Origin of the sequence: Synechococcus sp. CCY9201 (assembly GCF_034931105.1) — a bacterium.
In the GTDB taxonomy this organism is placed as follows: Bacteria; Cyanobacteriota; Cyanobacteriia; order PCC-6307; family Cyanobiaceae; genus CBW1002.
Window position 1 is genome coordinate 1 of sequence record NZ_JAYGIC010000131.1, and the last position, 17,182, is coordinate 17,182.

Genomic DNA, 17,182 nt, shown 5'->3' on the forward strand with positions numbered 1-17,182 from the left:
GGGCCGGGGTGCTGGCCCTCGAGACGATGCCCGCTGGCCGGCCCCCTGCCGGTAGTCGCTGGTTGGAGCAGGGACGGCGCGGGCGCCTGGTGCAGCCGCGTCACTGGCGCCGCCGGGGCCTGGAGCAGCAGGCGGCGACGTTGCAGCAGGAGGCCTGGATCGTCGATGCCGGGCTGGCACCCTGGGGGCAGGGGGTGCTGGTGGGGCAGATCAGCCTGGTTCGCCCGCTGGCACGCCAGGCGGAGCCCCCTGATCCGGCCTGGATGGAGGAGCGCCTGCGCCAGGGCCTCAGCCAGCTGGAGAGGAGCCTGGGGAGCCTCGCCGGGCCGTACCGGCAGGTGCCGGTGACCTTCTGCGACGACGGAATCCCTCTGGCGGGCCCGATCGATGCGGCACCGGGACTCTGGGCCTTCACCGGGTTCAGCGGTGCCTTCGCCCAGGTGCCGGTACTGGCGCCGCGGCTGGCCCAGGCCATGGCCCTGGCAGCCTCCAGACCGAAGCCCGGCTGACAGAGCTGCCTGGATCCAGCAAGCTGGCCGCCATGACGATCACCAGCCCCGACTCCGGTGCGCCCCCACCAGGCCCCGTGCCGTCCGCAGGCCGGGGGGTGCGCTCGCTGCCCCACCGCTGGGCGGGCCTGAGTGATCACGACCAGGTGGGGGTGTGCCTGGCGGCCGTGGCTGGCGCGCTGGGGTGCTGGGCCCTGTTCTGGCCGGTGCCCACCGAGGTGACGGGGCAGGGGGTGCTCGTCTATCCGAACAACGCCGGCCTGCTCAATGCCCGCTCCGGCGGCCAGGTGCGGCAGATCTTCGTGCAGGTGGGGGATCGGGTGAGCCGGGGCCAGGTGCTGATGGAGCTCTACCTGCCGGTGCTGGAGAAGGAACTGCAGCAGCAGAAGGGGAATCTGGCCCAGCTCGAGCTGCAGAACCGTGAACTCGATCAACGGGACCGGCTGCGGCTGGCCACCGAGCGGCTGAGTGTCGACACGGCCCTGGCCAAGCTCGCCGACGACCGCGACCGCTTCGAGGCCCTGCAGGCCACCTATGCCGACAAGCTGCGCAACCTGCGCTGGCTCAGCCAGCGGCAGGTGGTGGCGCCGCTCTCGAGTGAGGTGGTGGGTGCCGAACAGGGCTTCACCACCACCAGCGTCAATCTCGATGCCACCCGCACCCAGGAGAAGGAGGTGCTCACCAGCTATGAGCAGGTGAAGCTCACGATCGACACCCAGGCACTGCAGCGTCGCTACCAGATCGACGATCTGAAGCGCCAGGTGCGGGTCACCGAGGCCCGCATCGCCTTCGACGGCAAGGTGGTGGCCCAGCGCGACGGCAGGCTGCTGGATCTGCAGGTGATCGAGGGCCAGACCGTGAGCACCGGCCAGCGGCTGGGCACCCTGGGGCGAGCCGCCGCCCCCACCGCCCACGAGGCCCCCCTGCGGGCCGTGGCCTTCTTCGCCCCGGCCGATGCCCGGCGGCTCCCCCCGGGACTGCCGGTGGAGGTGGTGCCCCTCTGGAACCAGCGCGGGCGCTTCGGCGGGATCGTGGGCAAAGTCAGCCAGGTGCTCACCCTGCCCGCCACCGAGGAGGACATCTCCACCACGATCGGCAACCCCCAGCTGGCCCAGGAGCTGGTCAGCAAAGGACCCGTGATGCGGGCCGAGATCGCCCTGGAGCGCGATCCCAGCAGCCTCGACGGCTACCGCTGGACCCTCTCGCGCGGCAGTGGCGTGTTTCCGGTGCGGGACGGGCTCACCATCGCCAGCCACGCCTACGTGGAGTGGCGCACACCGATCAGCTACCTGATTCCCGGCCTGCGCTCGATCACCGGTGGCTATCGCAGCCAGGGCATGGACCGGCGCTGGAACCTGCCCTTCCTGCGCCAGCCCGACACCCTGCCATGACCCCCTCCCCCCGCCGCCCTCTTCTGCGCAACGGGCTGCTCCAGCAGGAACTGCCCTGGCTGGCCAGCGAGGTGGTGCTGCTGGTGGTGCTCTTCAACGCCAACCCGCCGGAACTCTGGTTCTGGCTGGTGGTGCTGCTGGTGATCCTGGGGTACCGGATCGAGCGCTGGTGGTCATCTCGATCGGATCGGGACTGAGCCAGGTCCGTGACTCAGCCTGTCCGTCTGTGGAAGCGGCCCAGGATGAGGGCGATCAGGATGGCGATGTAGAGCTGGCCCGCGATGGTGATCACCACGGTGATCACCTGCCCGGTCACGCTGGCGCTGCGGAGCACACCCGAGCCCACAGTGGTGAGGATCGCGAAGGAGGCCGCCATCAGGGCCGGTGCCATCGCCACAGCGTCGGCGTTGTGCTGGTTCAGCAGCGGCAGGGCGGAGATGGCGAAGGCGCCCGGATGCAGCACCCACAGGGCGACCAGCATCACGCCGCCGGCGATGCCGACCAGCAGATAGCCGGAGGTGGCTCCCATCACCACGGCCAGGGTCACGAAGGGCTCGCGCACCAGGGTCTTCACCTTGCGCATCAGCGCCAGCAGAAAGAACAGCAGCCAGGCGATCACATGCGGCACCGTGACGATCCGCCCCAGCGGTGGATCGAAGGCCAGGGCCAGATGCCACACCCCCTCCAGAGCGATCGCCACGCCGCCGAGCCCATAGACCAGCGGCCGCGTGCTGACCAGGGGCGAATACCGCGTCACCGTCGTGATCAGCACCACCGCCAGGCTGATCAGCAGCAGCGAGAGCAGCCAGACCTGCGACTGACAGAGCGGCAGCAGCAGAATCAGCAGCACCTCGGTGGCAAGGGTGAGGATGTAGCCCCGATGGCGGTGCCGCAGCCTCTGGATCTGCTCGTGGGTGAAGGGCATGGCGGCTCCGGTCAGGGCCCGGGGGGCGAGGGTCGCTGCTCGCTCAGGTGCAGCTCAGTGAGCTGCAGCTCAGGGGCATAGGGCGCCTCGGGATCGCGGGAGACCGGCAGCAGTTCCCGCAGCAGCCTGGCGTAGGTGAGGTTCACGTTCACGGTGGCATTGAGCCGCTGCACCAGGCTGTTGATCAGCCGCTCCTGGGTGATCGACAGATCCACCTCGTTGGAGAGGCCGGTGCGGTAGCGCAACCGCACATCGCGGAAGGCCTCCATGGCGGCCGCCACGCCGCGGCGGGCGGAGCTCAGCTTGGCGAGGCTGGCCTCGTGGTTGAAGAAGGCCTGCTCCAGCCGCAGGCGGATGTCATTGCGGCGGGCGGCGAACTGCTGGGCCGCGGCGGCTTCCCGGCGGGCCAGGCTCCGCACCCGTGCGGCGGTGGTGCCGCCATCAAAGAGCAGCCAGCGCAGGGTGAGTCCGATCGACCAGTCGTAGCCGCTGGTGTTCAGCACGGGGATGACCGTGCCACCGCAGCAGCCGCCGCCACTGACGCTGATGTCGAACTGATTGGTGTTGGCGCCGTAGCCGCCGGCGGCGGCGAACAGCGACAGGGTCGGCAGCAGGGCGGCGGCGGCCGCGTCCTTCTCCCGGGCCAGGGCCTCGCGGGTGGCCAGCACCGCCTCCAGTTCCGGGTTGTCGCGGTACGCGGCCAGCAGGCTGGCCTCCAGGTCGAGGGGCCAGCGGGGTTGCACCTGGATCGGATCGGAAGCGCTGGGGGTCACCTCCGGCGGCAGGTTGAGCACCACGCCGAGCTGGCGCCGGGCCACGGCCCGGTCGGCCAACGCCTGGATCAGCAGCTCCTGGTCGCTGGCCTCGATGGCGCGGCGGCGCAGCACATCCAGCCGCGGCACAAGGCCCGCCTGCTTGAGATCAAGGGCGTCCTGAAGGATCACCAGGTCGTTGCGCACCGTGGCGTCGCGGATGCGCACCAGCTGGTCGGCCTGCTGCAGCTGGTAGTAGGCCTCACTCACCTGCAGCTGCAACCGGCGCAGGTCGTTCGCGTAGGCCTGGCGGCTCTGCTGCAGGCGGGCCCGGGCGGCTCTCACCTGGGGCGTGCGGGCGAAATCGAGCAGCGCGTACTGCAGTTCCAGGCCTGCCTGAACGCTGTTCACCGATTCATTCAGGTAGGCGCCGCCGCCGGTGGGCACCGTCAGGGCACCGCCGGTCGGCTGGCCCGTCGCCGTGGCCAGACCATTGGTCGAGAACTGCGGCCCGAAACCCAGCCTGGTGTTGCCCACGGGGGAATAGAAGCTGGTCCCGCTCTGGCTGCTGCCGCCGCTGGCCACCGCACTGATCCGGGGCCAGTAGGTGCCCAGGGCCGCCTGCAGCTCCGCCAGGGCCGCTGCCACCTGCTCGCGCTGGCCCTGCAGTTCGGCGCTGCCCCGAAAGGCCATCGCCAGGGCCTGCTCCAGGCTCAGGCCCTGGATCGAACCCCGCCGCAGCTGCTCAGCCGTGGGCAGGCTCAGGGGCGCGGGCGCGTCCAGTTCCGCCGGCAGGGGCCCGGAGGCCTCGCGGTTGGGTGCCAGCAGGGTCTGCGGCAGGGGTGGGGTGGCGTCATCTGCGGCGGCTGGTGCCTCTTGCTCTTGCGGCAGCAAGGTGTCGAGGGTGCGCAGCTGCTGGTCGAGTTCCCGCCAGCTGCGCTCCAACGGCTCGGTGGATCCCTCGGGCAGCGACGTCGACCGGTTGGTCTGGGCCTGGCTGGGGGCGAGCAGCCCCGGCTGGCCGGGCCATACGGCCATCGCCGGCAGCAGCAGCAGGCCGAGCAGCGGCACGTGGTTCAGCTTGCGGTTGCCCTGCCGGCCACCTCGGCTCCTGCCCATCCGCTCCGATTCGTCCCGTCTGATCGGCGCCAGTCTCATCGGCGTCAGTCTGAACGCTGCAAGCCTGATGGATGCAAGTCTGATGGCAGCCAATCTGGTGGACCCGGCTCAGAAGGTCAGGGTGACCTGCAGGCCGCTCGAGAGGATGCCTGGCCAGGCCCCGCGAGCGCCCGGATTGACGATCCACTGCAGGGTGGGCTGGAGATTGAGGTTGTCGTTCAGGCGAAGCTGATAGCCCAGCTCCACCACCCCCTCCTGGCCCAGCGGCGGCTGGAGTCCGGGGCTGAAGCCGGTGCGGGCCATCCCCAGGGCCAGCACATCCCGGGGGCGCCCCGGGAAGGGGCCCAGCACCACCACGCCGGTGCTGAGGTTGGTGCGGATGGAATTGAAGGCCGGATCCAGACCGAGGGTGGCCGCGAACCAGAGCCGTCGATCGCTGCCGGGCCCGCTGCCCACCGGCAGGCTGAGGCTGCTGTAGAGGCCGCGGTTGGGGCCGCTGCCGAGGTAGCCGCCCAGTTGCAGTGACCCCGGCGGCAGCCGCAGCGGCGTGGATGGGGGCAGCGCTGGGGGCAGGCTGGTTGGCTTCAGCCAGTCGGGCGTGAGTTCCAGCTGCACCATCTGCAGCCAGCCCCCCGGCCCTGCCATGGATCCTTCGATCCCGAACCGACGCACCTGGGCGGCCATGGCTGTCAGATCGAAGCCGGCCACGTCCAGTCGCAGCTCCTCGGAGGGGCGGAGGCTCAGCACGGCGCCCGGGGCATGCAGGGGGGCCACGGGGAAGTCGGCGGTGCCGAGACCGGGGGCCGTGTTCAGGGACCCATGGACGTAGTAGCTGGCCAGCGGTGCGGTGAAGAACTCTGGATCGAGCGAGAGCAGGCCGGCCCGCAGGCCCCAGGAGCCTGGGAGGGTCTCGCGCCGGATCTCGGCGGCGCTGAGCCAGAACCCCGGCGGATCGGCGAGCTGCTGCAGGGGAATCACCGCGCCGATGGATTCGGCGTAGTTGGGGTTGCCGTTGATGAAGGTCAGATCAGTCCGCATCGACCAGCGGCTCGCCTCGGAGCCGGACTGCCGCCAGGGAAGGATGACGATCTGCAGGGTGGATTGCTGGATCCAGCTGGCCCGGGAGGCCTTGCCCCCGACGGGATTAGCCATGGGTTCGGCCTGGATCTCCAGCTGCAGCTGCAGCCATTCCGGCAGCCCCAGCCACTCCTGCAGGCTGCCCCAGCCCGTTGGTTCAGGCGTGGCTTCCGTGGATCCAGGACTGGGGGCCGCAGGATCAGGAGCTTCGGGCAACGGTTCCGCCAGGGTCGGCGCCATCAGCAGCGCCATCGCCGCACCCAGGGCTCCCCAGGGGCGGACTCGCTTCATGGCACCAGCTGCCGCCAGCGGGTTTCGCAGTGCAGCAGGCAGGAGAGCACCTGCTGGCAGGCCATCAGCCGCCGGGCGATCCGCTGCAGCCGGCCCAGATCCATGGCGGCGAAGCTGGGATCGCGCAGCCAGTGATCGGCCACGCTCCAGCTGGCCGGGGCCTGGAAGGGCGGCGGGGGCCTGAGCGATTCCCCCGGCTGGAGCACGATCCGGCTCCACTGCCCCAGCTGGGTGGCGGCGGCTTCGAGCAGTTCCGCCTCCGCCAGGCGCAGGGCCGCCAGGGAGGCCACCTGGCCAAGGGGAGGGGGCTGGCGCTCGAGGGTGTCGAGGGCGCCGATCAGGCTGGAGCAGGCGTCCTCCAGCAGGGAGAACCCCCGCAGCAGGGGATGGCGGCTGGGATGGTCGCCCAGCTCGGCCTCCACCATGGGGCGGCCGCGGCGCAGCAGCCCCAGCTGGCGGCGCAGCTCCACCGTGCGTCGATGCTGTGGATCGGCTTGGGTGGTGGGTGTGGCTGCGCTGGTTGGCTTCGCGGCGTGGCCTTGCTTCGCCGTGGCCCCGCTCAGATACAGCTGTGCAGCCGCCGCCTCCAGACCCTCCGCCAGAGATCCCAGCAGGACGTTCCACTGACTGCGGGTCTGCGTCACCGCCTGGCTGGGCCAGAACAACCGCAGGCTCAGCAGGGCCATGAGGATGCCGACACAGGTCCAGAACAGCCGCAGCGGGATCCACCAGTCGAGGTCATCGCCGTGGACCAGCCAGCCCATCACCAGCACCAGGCCGCCCACCTTGTAGCCCACCCGCAGCCCCAGCCACTCCCCCAGGGCGCGCAACAGGCCCAGGGCCAGGCCGAGGGCGAGAGCAAGGGGCAGCTCCCGGAGGCACTCCTTGGTCACCACCAGCACGGCCGCTCCCAGCAGGGTGCCGAGCAGCCGCTGGCGGCCGAGCCTCAGGGAGTTGCCATAGGTGCCGGTGCCCACCGCCAGCACCGCCAGGGTGGCGTAGAACCCGAAGCCCAGGGGTGCCAGCAGTCCGAGGGCGTTGGTCAGCCCGGTGGTCACCACCAGACGCAGCTCGTCGCGGCGGATCAGCATGGAACGGTGGGGGGGTCGAGCCGGCGCAGCCGCGCCAGGGTCTCAACGGTGGAGAGCAGTCGTTGCTGTTCTTCGGCCAGGGCCAGCAACTGCAGCAGGGGCCGCCCGTCGCGCAGGGCCGCCTCCTGCCAGAGCTCGGGGCGGGGGGGCACAGGGTGTGCCCTGCTCCCCTCCAGGGCGGCGGCCAGGTCGGCCAGCACCTGGCGCAGGGGATAGGGGCCTGTGATGGCCGGGTCCGTCTCGGAAGGCGGCGTTGCTGGCGGCAGGTTGGAGAGCAGACGCTCCCACTGAACCCAGTGGTGGCCGAGGGTCTGCCAGAGGTTGAGTCGTTGGCGCCAGCGCCGGCGCAGCAGCCAGCGACGCCGGGGACCGCGCATCTGCTCCTGGGTGAGCTGACTCATGCGCAGCCAGGTCTCGGTGAAGTCGGCCGGCGGCAGGGGCGGTGGCGCTGGGGCGAGCTCGATCAGCCAGCGGCGATGCTCCTCCAGCTGGCACCTCAACTGCTCCCAGAGCCTGTCTTCGATCTCCTGCAGTTCCCTGAGGCCCTGGCGGGGCCAGAACAGCAATCCCACCAGAATGGCAATCACGCAGCCCAGGGCCGTGTCAAGGGCGCGGTTGAACACGTAGTTCCAGTTGAGGAGCACGTGGTCGGGAATCATCAGGAACATCACGCTCACCAGGCCGGCAGTGCCGAGGGAGCTCTGCCAGCCCAGCATCCGCAGCACCGGCACCATCAGCAGCAGCGACACCAGCACTCCAATCCAGCCCGACAGGATCGTGTGCACCAGAAAGGTGATCAGCCCGCCGGTGACGGTGCCGAGAATGCGGGACGTGGCCGCGTGCACGGTCTGGTCGTCGTTGTCGTCGACCACGACGATCACCGCCATCAGCGGATACCAGACGAACTCGATCCGCTCCCACCACAGGGCTGCGGCAGCGGTGATCGTGGCCGAGATCCCCAGCTTGAGGCTGTTGTGCAGCAGCGGGGAAGACACGGGGGCGCGCAGCTGCCGCAGCAGGGATGACCGGCTCAGCCTATGGCCCGCGCTCAGGCCTCAGAAGTGGTCAGGTCTCAGAACAGGAAGCGGTAGCGATCGTCCTGCGGATTGGTCTCGCCATTGTCAGCGGCCTTGCTTCCCTCGGCGCCGGGCTCGGCCTGCGGCCAGGTGGCATCCCAGTAGCTGATGCCGTCCCGGTAGAAGGGGCGGCCGTCCAGCCGTTCGGTTTCCAGGCTGGTCATGCCCATCGCCGTGATCAGTCCACCCATCTCCATGGGCCCCAGATCGGTATGAAGATCCTTGCCGGCGGCAGCCAGGATGGCCGGCAGCCGCACCAGGTTCTCCGGTCGGGTGAGCTTGCGGAACAGGGCTTTGAGGGCCAGCTGCTGACGCTCCAGCCGGCCGATGTCGCCCATCTCATCGTGGCGCCAGCGCAGGAATCCCTCCAGGTCCCGACCCTTGAGGGTCTGCAGACCGGGCTGGAGGTCGATATGTAGCCCCTGGCTGTTGTCCACGTAGTACAGCCTCTTGGGCACGTCCACTTCGATGCCGCCGAGCACATCGGCCATGCGCCGGATCGAGGAGAGATTCACCTTGACCAGATGGCTGATCGGCCGTCCCATGCGGCTGGAGAGTTCCTGTTTCACCAGATCGGCGCCCCCCAGGCTGTAAAGGGCGTTGGCCTTGACGCCGCCGTACTCCACCGTCTCGATGTAGCTGTCACGTGGCACCTGGATGATGCGGGTCACACCGTTCTCCACCCGCAGAACCGCCATCACGTCGGTGTTGCCACCACCGACATCCGTACCCAGCAACAGCACATCCTGATGACCGAAATTGGCCCAGCCCGCAAAGGGGTTGGTGATGCGCTTGTCCTCGATGTGATTCTCGATGGACAGCCAGCGACTCAGGGGACCGGCGAGCAGCAGACCGCCACTGAGGCCCAGCACCACGGCCACAGTGACGGGCCCGCGCTGACCTCTCTTGGGACGGCGCTGCGCCGCAGATGTCTTCATGTTGGAAAACTTATGTCAGGCATCGAACCGCAGGGGCTCGTCCGGCAGGAGACCGGCCTGGACACGCCAGAGGCCGGCGTAGGCACCGGCGGCGGCGATCAGGTGCTCATGGGTGCCGCTTTCCACGATCTGGCCCTGCTCCAGCACCACGATGCGATCGGCATGGCGCACCGTGCTGAGGCGGTGGGCGATCACCAGAGTGGTGCGATCCGCCGTGAGCCGCACAAGCGAGCGCTGGATGGCCGCTTCGGTGTCGTTGTCCACGGCGGCGGTGGCCTCATCGAGGATCAGCACCGGAGGATTCTTGAGGATGGCGCGGGCCAGGGCGATGCGCTGGCGCTGGCCTCCGGAGAGCCGCTGGCCCCGCTCCCCCACCACCGTGTCGTAGCCGTGGGGCAGGGCGGCGATGAAGGGCGCGGCCTCGGCCAGGGCAGCGGCGCGTTCGATGGCGCTGCGGGATGCGTCGAAGCTGCCGTAGGCGATGTTCTCGGCCACCGAGCCATGGAAGAGGAACACCTCCTGGCTGACCAGACCGATGGCGTGACGCAGGTCATCGAGCCGCAGGGTCTGGATCGGGATCCCATCGAGCAGGATCTGGCCCTGCTGTTGTTCGTAGAGACGCAGCAGCAGCTTCACGATGGTGCTCTTGCCTGAGCCGGTGGCGCCCACGATGCCCAGGGTGGATCCTGCCGGTACCTGCAGGTTGAAGTTCTGCAGAATCGGCGGGCGATCGTGGTAAGCGAAGCCCACCGCCTCGAAGCGGATCTCGCCCCGCACCCGGGAGCGTGGCAAGTGGCCATCACCACCGGGGATGGCGATCGGCGTGTCGAGCAGATCCAGCACCCGGTTGGTCGACGCCATGCCCCGCTGATAATCGTCGAGGGTGCGGCCCAGGGTGGTGAGGGGCCACAGCAGACGCTGGGTGATGTACACCAGGAAGGTGTAGGGCGCCACTCCGAGGGTTCCGCGCCACACCTGCAGCCCGCCGACCACCAGGATCGCCAGGAAGGCGAACAGGATGGCGAAACGGATCAGCGGCACGAAGCCGGCCGAGAAGCGAATGGCGCGGCGGTTGCTCTGGCGGTAGGCCTCGCTCTGCTGACGCAGGCGATCGTTCTCCCAGCCCTCGGCCACGTAGCTCTTGATCGTGAGCATGCCGCCCAGATTGGTGGCCAGGCGGCTGGCCAGATCGCCGGCCCGCTCGCGCACCTCCTGGTAGCGGGGAGCGAGGCGATGCTGATACCCCAGGGAGCCCCAGAGGATCACCGGCACCGGAAGAAACGACACCCCAGCCACACCCGGTGAGATCCACACCATCGCCCCGCCCACGGCCAGCACGGTGGTGATCAGCTGCAGGATCTCATTGGCACCGTGATCGAGGAAGCGCTCCAGCTGGTTGATGTCGTCGTTGAGGATCGTCAGCAACCGTCCGCTGCTGCCCGCCTCGAAAAAGGCCATCTCGAGGCGCTGGAGATGGTCGTAGGCCTCCAGGCGCAGTTCGTGCTGCACGGTCTGGGCCAGGTTGCGCCAGAGCAGGCCGTAGAGGTATTCGAACAGGGATTCGGCGGTCCAGATCAGGAATGACAGCACGGCCAGCACGGCCAGCTGGCCCGGAACCGAGACCACGCCCAGATCGGCCAGCCAGGAGTTCTGCTGTTTCACCACCACATCGACCGCCAAGGCGATCAGCACCGGTGGAGCCAGGTCAAAGAGTTTATTGAGCACCGAGCAGGTCGCCGCCAGCCAGACCTGCCGCCGATGGGGACGCAGGGTGCGCAGCAGGCGCTTCAGGGCAGGGGTGGAGCCGGTGGCTGGCCGCATGCGACGGGTTGGCGGTGAAGATGTTTGCTAGGAACGGTTTGTAGCGGTGCACCGGGGGTAGAACGACGACATCCCAGAAGGGAGATGTTCATGACCCGTTCACGCGCTTTCAATCGATTCCATCGTTGGACAGCCAAGGTTCGTCGCCATCATCTGCGGGCGGCACTTCCTGAGAGCCTTGAGGGCCAACCGATTGCACCTTGCCCAGGAGCTGAGTTGCGTCGCCGTGCCTGGCAGGTCGATCAACTCGATGAGCTTGAGACTGCTCAAACTGAACTCCTGGAAATCTGACGCTGCCACGCTTGTGACGATCAATCCGTGCCTCAAGGCACGATCAGACAACGGAGTCCGTTCCTGAAGCTTGATCGTTGGCCTGATCCACCTGATGGCACCGGGATCATCTTCGTCGTCGTGATCCAACCGATTAGAACCCCTTGGAGCGCAATGCACCAAGGGGTTTTTGTTTGGATCGCAGAGGTGCGAAGGGTGCAGAGCGACTTATCCCATCGTTAGGCGTCAGGACAGCACCAATGGGCCTGATCCCTTGGGGCGCCATCGGATTCCAGTCGCTTCACCAGCGGTTTCCGCTACCTCCGCCGTAGCCACCGCCACCTCCTCCAGCACGATTGCCACCCCGTGCACCGCCACCACCACCGCCTTCCCGTGGCGTGGCTTTGTTGACGCGGATCATGCGGCCCATCCACTCGACGTCCTGCAGGTCGTCGATGGCTTTCTGCTCAGCGGCATCGTCGCTGAGCTCAACGAAAGCGAAGCCACGTTTGCGGCCGGTTTCCCGATCAAGGGGCAGGCTGCAGTTGCGCACCTCTCCGTATTGACCGAAGAGATCAAGGAGATCCTCCCGTTCAGCCTGGAACGAGAGATTGCCGACGTAGATAGTCATTCAATGAACTGGACCTGGAACTGATCCGCAGATAGCCGTGTGTCCCTGGGAAGGCCCTTGAGAGCCAGGAGTCCGTACCGGAGCCGTTTGGAAAGGCCGTGCGGTCCAACCCTGCTGAGCGCGCCGAGGGGAGCCTGGACATCAATGAATCTCCATCAGCCTACTCGGAGGTCCCATCGCTGATCTCCCCTTGAGCGGGATGGAGAAGCGTGAAGAACTTGCGAAGGGATCCTGAAGAACGGCCATCGATCCCCGGTCCTGTCCCATTGTCAGCGAACCCTGATCCAGTTCCCATTAGTCCTATGGCATGCCCTGTCCCCTGGAGCCTGGCGTGGAGCGATGACGGTGAGCTCGCTGCCCAGGACCGCTTTGACCTGCTGCAGAGCCTGGTCTGTGTCGAGACCAGCGAGGTCCAGCCCTCCCTGATTGCCGCTGTCGAGCGGCTGTCCGTGACCGAGCTCAGCGTGCTGTCCAGTGTCGATGTCACCCGCTCGTGTGCCTGAGCACTGTGCCGGCGTGAGGTCAGTGCCCTTGCCGAGGGAAGCCTCCCCCTGGAGCGGTGATCGTCACGACCTCCTGACCATGAAAAAAGCCGCTGCGGTTAGCAGCGGCTTCAAGACGCAGGGGGCTGCGGTGGATCGCTTCAGGCTCAGGAGAGCTTGGTGATCTGCAGCTCGCGGTTCATCACCCGCAGCCGGCGCAGATTTTCGAACACGTCTTCGGGCATGCCTTTGGGCAGATCCACAGTGCTATGGGCGTCGAAGATGTGGATCCGGCCGATCATCTTGCCGGCGATGCCGGCTTCATTGGCGATTGCGCCCACGATGTTGCCGGGTTTGATGCGATCGCGCCAGCCCACCTCGATCCGGAAGCGATCCATGTCCGCATCCACGGGGGAGACCTCCTGGCTGCGGGGGGCTCCGGTGCTGCGACCATCCCGGCCGGCGGGGCGCCGCTCAATCGTTCGGCGTATGCCGCCATCGCGATCGCGCGGACTGCCGCTGCGGCTGTCGCGGGCGGGGCCGCGGGCCGCGGGCTGGCTCCACTGCTCGTCTCCGTGCAGCAGCAAGGGCTTCCCAACCAGGCTCATCTGCAGAGCCACCAGGGCCAGCTGGTCGCTGCTCACCTCATGCTCCTGCGCCACGCGTTGCAGGATCTCGCTGAGCAGGGCGCGCTCCTCCTCGGTGCCGATCGGAGTGGTGAGCCCGTTGGTGAGCTTCTGACGGAGCCGATCAAGGCGGTTCTGGTTGATGGTGGCGTTGCTGGGCACCTCCATCGGCTCAATGGCACGGCCCACGGCCCGCTCCAGGCCTCCGAGGAAGCGCCGTTCGCGGGGGGTGAGGAAGAGGATCGCCTCGCCGCTGCGGCCCGCCCGGCCAGTGCGACCGATGCGGTGCACGTAGGCCTCGCCATCAAAGGGCATGTCGTAGTTCACCACCAGGCCGACGCGTTCCACATCGAGGCCGCGGGCAGCCACATCGGTGGCTACCAGCACGTCGACCCGGCCGTCCTTGAGCCGCTCGATCGTGCGCTCCCGCTGCGCCTGGGGCACGTCGCCGTTGAGCACGGCCACCTCGTAGCCATGGCTTTCGAGAAACTCAGCCACGGTGAGGGTGATCGCCTTGGTGCGGGCAAAGATGATCGTTCCCTCACTGGACTCGGCCTCCAGCACCCGCTGCAGCACCGGCAGCTTGTGGGGGCCGTGCACCATCAGGTAACGCTGACGGATTCTGCCGCCGTCGGCCGCCTTGGTGCGGATCGTCACCTCCGCCGGCTGGCGCAGGTAGTTGTGGGAGATGCGCCGGATCTCGGCCGGCATCGTGGCCGAGAAGAGCACCACCTGGCGCTCGCTGGGCAGTTGCTCCAGCACCCACTCCACGTCGTCGATGAAGCCCATGCGGAGCATCTCATCGGCTTCGTCGAGCACCAGGGCACGCAGGCCGGAGAGATCGAGAGTTCCCTGGCGCATGTGGTCCATCACCCGGCCAGGCGTGCCCACAACAATCTGTACGCCGCGCCGAAGCTGCTGGATCTGGTCGCGGAAGTCGGCGCCGCCGTACACCGCCAGCACGCGCACGTTGGGCAGGCGGGAGGCGTAGGTGTTGAAGGCATCCGCCACCTGCATGGCAAGCTCCCGGGTGGGGGCCAGCACCAGGACCTGGGGTTTGCGTTGCTCGGGATCGAGACGGGCCAGCAGGGGGAGGGCGAAGGCGGCCGTCTTGCCGGTACCGGTCTGGGCCTGACCCACCAGATCCCGGCCGAGCAGCAGCTCGGGGATGGCGGCTGCCTGAATCGGTGACGGCTGTTCGTAGCCGATGGCGCTGAGGGTTTCGAGCAGCTCGGAGGCAAAGCCGAAACTGGCAAAACCGGAGGGTGCCGCAGGCTCAGGCTCCGATGTAGTGCTGCTCTTCAGGGTGTCTGTGGATGCAGCGGCGGTCACCGGCTTGACATCACGGCTTTCGCGATTGCTGTTGTCGTGATTCAGGTCTTCAACGTCAGCGTTGTCGCTGGCTTGGAGGGGTTCAGCAGAGCTCGGCAAATCGCTGGTCAGCAGTTCTGCAGAGGTTGCGATCGAGTCATCGGCCACAGCCAAGCTGGCCTCGATCAGGCTGGCGGCGTCAACGCCGGTGACGGCGCACAGGGTGCTGCCGCCTTCTTGAGATGGGGTCACGGGATGTCCGGGCCTGGGAAATCCTTCAACGCAGGCCGGCAGAGACCCAAGAATTGGAACTTGAAATGGTGTCGAACATCAGCAATCTTCTGCGGCTTGCTGGCTGCCGTGGATCGGCGGCTCCTGCGCTGCAGGGTTGTGCGGACTGAGGCTTGATCGGATCGGGATGAATGAATGGGGGTCCCGGCTCCGGTCCTGTGGTTCGACAGCTCACCTGAACTGCCACGCCCTTCATCAAAGGGTGAGGCTGCACCTTACACGCGACCGTAGTCATCGGCAAAGCGCTCAATGTCGTCTTCCCGTAACAGGGGGCCGCGCTGCACCTCGATGATCTCCAATCCTTCGCTGCCCGCTGCCGCCCGGTGGATCGTGAGCGGCGGAATGATCAGGCTGCTGCCCGGTTCGAGCGGCTGGGTTCTGCTCAGCGGCGCGTCACCCAGTTCCACGCTGCCCTGGCCCAGTACCACAAGCCAGTGCTCCAGGCGATGCTGATGCCGCTGCCGACTGAGGCGCTGATGCGGATCAAGGTGCAGGCGCTTGACCCGATAGCCGGGCCCTTCCGCCAGAAGCTCGAACCAGCCCCAGGGACGCTGCTCCGGTGGCTCAACAACGGCCCGATCAGACACCGCTGTGTCCAGGGCCGTTCCTGACTCCGATACGGGTCCAGACATCGGCAGAGGTCCAGCCAGAGAATCAGGTCCAGGCGGGAAAGAGCAGCTCAAATCGATCACGGCCATGGGCTGTTGATCGGCGGATTGCGGATGAATGATCACCAGCCTGGGCAAGTCGAGTCGTTCACCGGCATCCTGGCTCTTGCATGGGCTGAACAGGCCGGGATGATTCATCTGAATCTTCCAATTCGGCTGAACCTGCTTGACCTTCATCAGCAGACTCGATGGGTCGAGCCTGGGAGCCCGCCTGGGTTCGACCAAGGATGGCGATCCAGCTGAGCTGCACCTTCGGGCTCAGGACTTGGAACGCTTTGGAAGGGGGTGGTTTCAGAGCCGCCTGGGGCCGGGGCGTCCAGGTGGCGGTTCTCCGAGAACCTTTGGGGCACCTCGCTCGCGTTCGCCACAGAGGGTGAAGGCGGGGTCAGGGATGCAGGAAGGAATCGCCCAGGACGATGAACATCCTGATATCGATTTGGAGAACTCCCAGGGGGAGAGACTATTGGAGCAGGGGCTCTGAAACCGCCGGTTGGGGGATAGCTCCCTTCCCGGTTGAGAGAAGTATGAATCGCTTGGCAATGGCTCGCGCGGGCCGTTCATGTTTCGTTGACAGGTTGCGCGATGTGGTGCTGTGTAACGCCCGTGCAGCATCGGTATTCAGGCAAGAGCTGGCACACAGCTCAGGTACTCAGATCAGATCGTCAGGTCAAAGACTCAGGTGAGTGGAGCCGTGATCAGCAGGGCTTGGTGGCGGGCCCGGGTCAAGGCGGTGTAAAGCAGGCGAGGATCGTCGCGCTCTGGATCCGGCAGCAGCACGATCACCGTGTCGGCTTCGCTGCCCTGGGCCTTGTGCACGGTGAGGGCGAGGGCCGGTTCCACCGCCCCTGCCATCTGGGCCGGATGCAGCCAGCGCAGATGGTCTTGGTTGGATGCTGCGGCGCGGTCTGGGCCGCCTGATGCGGCAGCGAACAGCAGGCGCCGCGCGCCGCCGCGTCTGTGCACCACCACGCCCAGATCGCCATTGGCCAGGCCCAGATCGGGCAAATTGCGGCAGCACAGCACCGGAGTTCCCGGCGGCCAGGCGCCAGGACCGGCCGTGGCGGCGTCGCCGAGCAGGGCCTGATGGATCGCTTCCACTCCCCAACGCCCCCTGCGCACCGGCGTGAGGATCAGCATCTCCCCCAGCGCCTCCAGCAGAGCACTGGCCCCATCGGTTGGCTGGCTGGAGCTGGCCATGGCGGCGGCCAGGCTGGCCAGCTGCAGCTGCCTGCGGCGCAGGGGTTCCAGCAGCGCCGCAGGCAGGCCCCGGACTGGATTGGCTTGTTGCCACGCCAGATTGCCGCTGGAGCGACACGCCTCAAGCTGGCTGGCCAGGCCCTGCAGACCGCTGGCCTGCGGGTCATGGCCTTCCCGGCCGCGCAGCCAGTTGGCCAGCTCGGCGATGGCGCCGTGGTTGCGGTAGGTGGTGGTGAGCTGCACAGCGGCCTCCCCCAGCGCCTTCAGCCGTGCCGGTCGCTGCAGTTCCAGCAGTACCGGTCCGGGACCCACCGGCGGCAGCTGGGCAGGATCTCCCACCAGCACCAGCCGACAGGTGGCCGGCAAGGCGTCCAGCAGCGCCTCCATCAGGGGAAGATCCACCATCGACACCTCATCCACCACCAGCAGATCCAGCTCCAGGGGCCGGTGGCGGTGTCGTCCGAATCGCTCCCCGTTGCTCTCCAGCAGCCGATGCAGGGTGCCGCAGGGGGTGCGGCGCAGCTTGCCGGCCACATCGGGGGCGAGGCAGCCGGCACCATCCTCGATCGCCTGCTGCAACCGGGCCGCGGCCTTGCCGGTGGGGGCCGCCAGCTGGATCCGCAGGGCCGGCTGCAGGCTCAGCTGGGCCGCCAGGATCTGAACCACGGTGCTGGTCTTGCCGGTGCCGGGGCCGCCGCCCAGCAGCACCAGGCCGT

General features: G+C 67.8%; 14 protein-coding genes and 1 pseudogene. 4 read left to right on the forward strand and 11 right to left on the reverse strand.

All coding sequences use genetic code 11. The features are described from left to right. The 3 genes and pseudogenes from VB716_RS12915 to VB716_RS12925 all read left to right on the forward strand — a co-directional run. A pseudogene (locus VB716_RS12915) lies at positions 1–509 on the forward strand (hypothetical protein); the annotation flags it as partial. Between the two features lie 32 nt (positions 510–541). Further along, the gene (locus VB716_RS12920; protein WP_323270708.1) at positions 542–1,900 is read left to right on the forward strand and encodes an NHLP bacteriocin system secretion protein; all 1,359 of its coding nucleotides are present in this window, start codon (positions 542–544) and stop codon (positions 1,898–1,900) included. Continuing rightward, entirely contained in the window at positions 1,897–2,097 is a 201-nt protein-coding gene (locus VB716_RS12925; protein WP_323250150.1) for a hypothetical protein, read from the forward strand. Before VB716_RS12920 ends, VB716_RS12925 begins: the two co-directional genes overlap by 4 nt. A 14-nt stretch (positions 2,098–2,111) precedes the next feature. Here VB716_RS12925 and VB716_RS12930 read toward each other — a convergent pair whose 3' ends face one another. From VB716_RS12930 to VB716_RS12965, 8 genes are all read right to left on the reverse strand, one after another. Next, positions 2,112–2,825: a hypothetical protein gene (locus VB716_RS12930; protein WP_323270709.1), complete on the reverse strand. Its 714-nt coding sequence runs from the start codon at positions 2,823–2,825 to the stop codon at positions 2,112–2,114. An 11-nt stretch (positions 2,826–2,836) separates the two neighbouring features. Further along, positions 2,837–4,735 carry a TolC family protein gene (locus tag VB716_RS12935; RefSeq protein WP_323270711.1) on the reverse strand — a complete coding sequence of 633 codons (1,899 nt, stop codon included), beginning with the start codon at positions 4,733–4,735 and terminating at the stop codon, positions 2,837–2,839. A gap of 69 nt (positions 4,736–4,804) precedes the next feature. Continuing rightward, positions 4,805–6,064 carry a carbohydrate porin gene (locus VB716_RS12940; RefSeq protein WP_323270712.1) on the reverse strand — a complete coding sequence of 420 codons (1,260 nt, stop codon included), beginning with the start codon at positions 6,062–6,064 and terminating at the stop codon, positions 4,805–4,807. Next, positions 6,061–7,155 carry an FUSC family protein gene (locus VB716_RS12945; protein WP_323270714.1) on the reverse strand — a complete coding sequence of 365 codons (1,095 nt, stop codon included), beginning with the start codon at positions 7,153–7,155 and terminating at the stop codon, positions 6,061–6,063. Before VB716_RS12945 ends, VB716_RS12940 begins: the two co-directional genes overlap by 4 nt. Further along, positions 7,149–8,150, reverse strand: coding sequence for an FUSC family protein (locus VB716_RS12950; RefSeq protein ID WP_322757403.1), 1,002 nt, complete (start codon positions 8,148–8,150; stop codon positions 7,149–7,151). The genes VB716_RS12945 and VB716_RS12950 overlap by 7 nt, the downstream gene beginning before the upstream one ends. 77 nt (positions 8,151–8,227) lie before the next feature. Then, positions 8,228–9,169, reverse strand: coding sequence for an LCP family protein (locus VB716_RS12955; protein ID WP_197154031.1), 942 nt, complete (start codon positions 9,167–9,169; stop codon positions 8,228–8,230). Positions 9,170–9,184: 15 nt separating this feature from the next. Further along, a complete protein-coding gene (locus tag VB716_RS12960) occupies positions 9,185–10,990 on the reverse strand; it encodes an ABC transporter ATP-binding protein (protein WP_322757404.1) in 1,806 nt (601 codons plus the stop codon). A 571-nt stretch (positions 10,991–11,561) separates the two neighbouring features. Continuing rightward, positions 11,562–11,891, reverse strand: coding sequence for an RNA recognition motif domain-containing protein (locus VB716_RS12965; RefSeq protein ID WP_197154028.1), 330 nt, complete (start codon positions 11,889–11,891; stop codon positions 11,562–11,564). A gap of 302 nt (positions 11,892–12,193) precedes the next feature. Here VB716_RS12965 and VB716_RS12970 point away from each other — a divergent pair, with 302 nt between their 5' ends. Beyond that, complete coding sequence (locus VB716_RS12970; protein ID WP_197154027.1) at positions 12,194–12,394, forward strand: hypothetical protein; 201 nt, start codon at positions 12,194–12,196, stop codon at positions 12,392–12,394. A 146-nt stretch (positions 12,395–12,540) separates the two neighbouring features. On the opposite strand, the gene VB716_RS12975 is transcribed toward VB716_RS12970, so the two are convergent. The 3 genes from VB716_RS12975 to VB716_RS12985 all read right to left on the reverse strand — a co-directional run. Next, positions 12,541–14,442 carry a DEAD/DEAH box helicase gene (locus VB716_RS12975; RefSeq protein WP_416238115.1) on the reverse strand — a complete coding sequence of 634 codons (1,902 nt, stop codon included), beginning with the start codon at positions 14,440–14,442 and terminating at the stop codon, positions 12,541–12,543. A gap of 374 nt (positions 14,443–14,816) precedes the next feature. After that, a complete protein-coding gene (locus tag VB716_RS12980) occupies positions 14,817–15,233 on the reverse strand; it encodes a phosphomannose isomerase type II C-terminal cupin domain (RefSeq protein ID WP_197154026.1) in 417 nt (138 codons plus the stop codon). 711 nt (positions 15,234–15,944) lie between these two features. Beyond that, positions 15,945–17,182: ATP-dependent DNA helicase (locus tag VB716_RS12985; RefSeq protein WP_323270715.1), on the reverse strand; the 1,238-nt coding region annotated here is incomplete at its 5' end.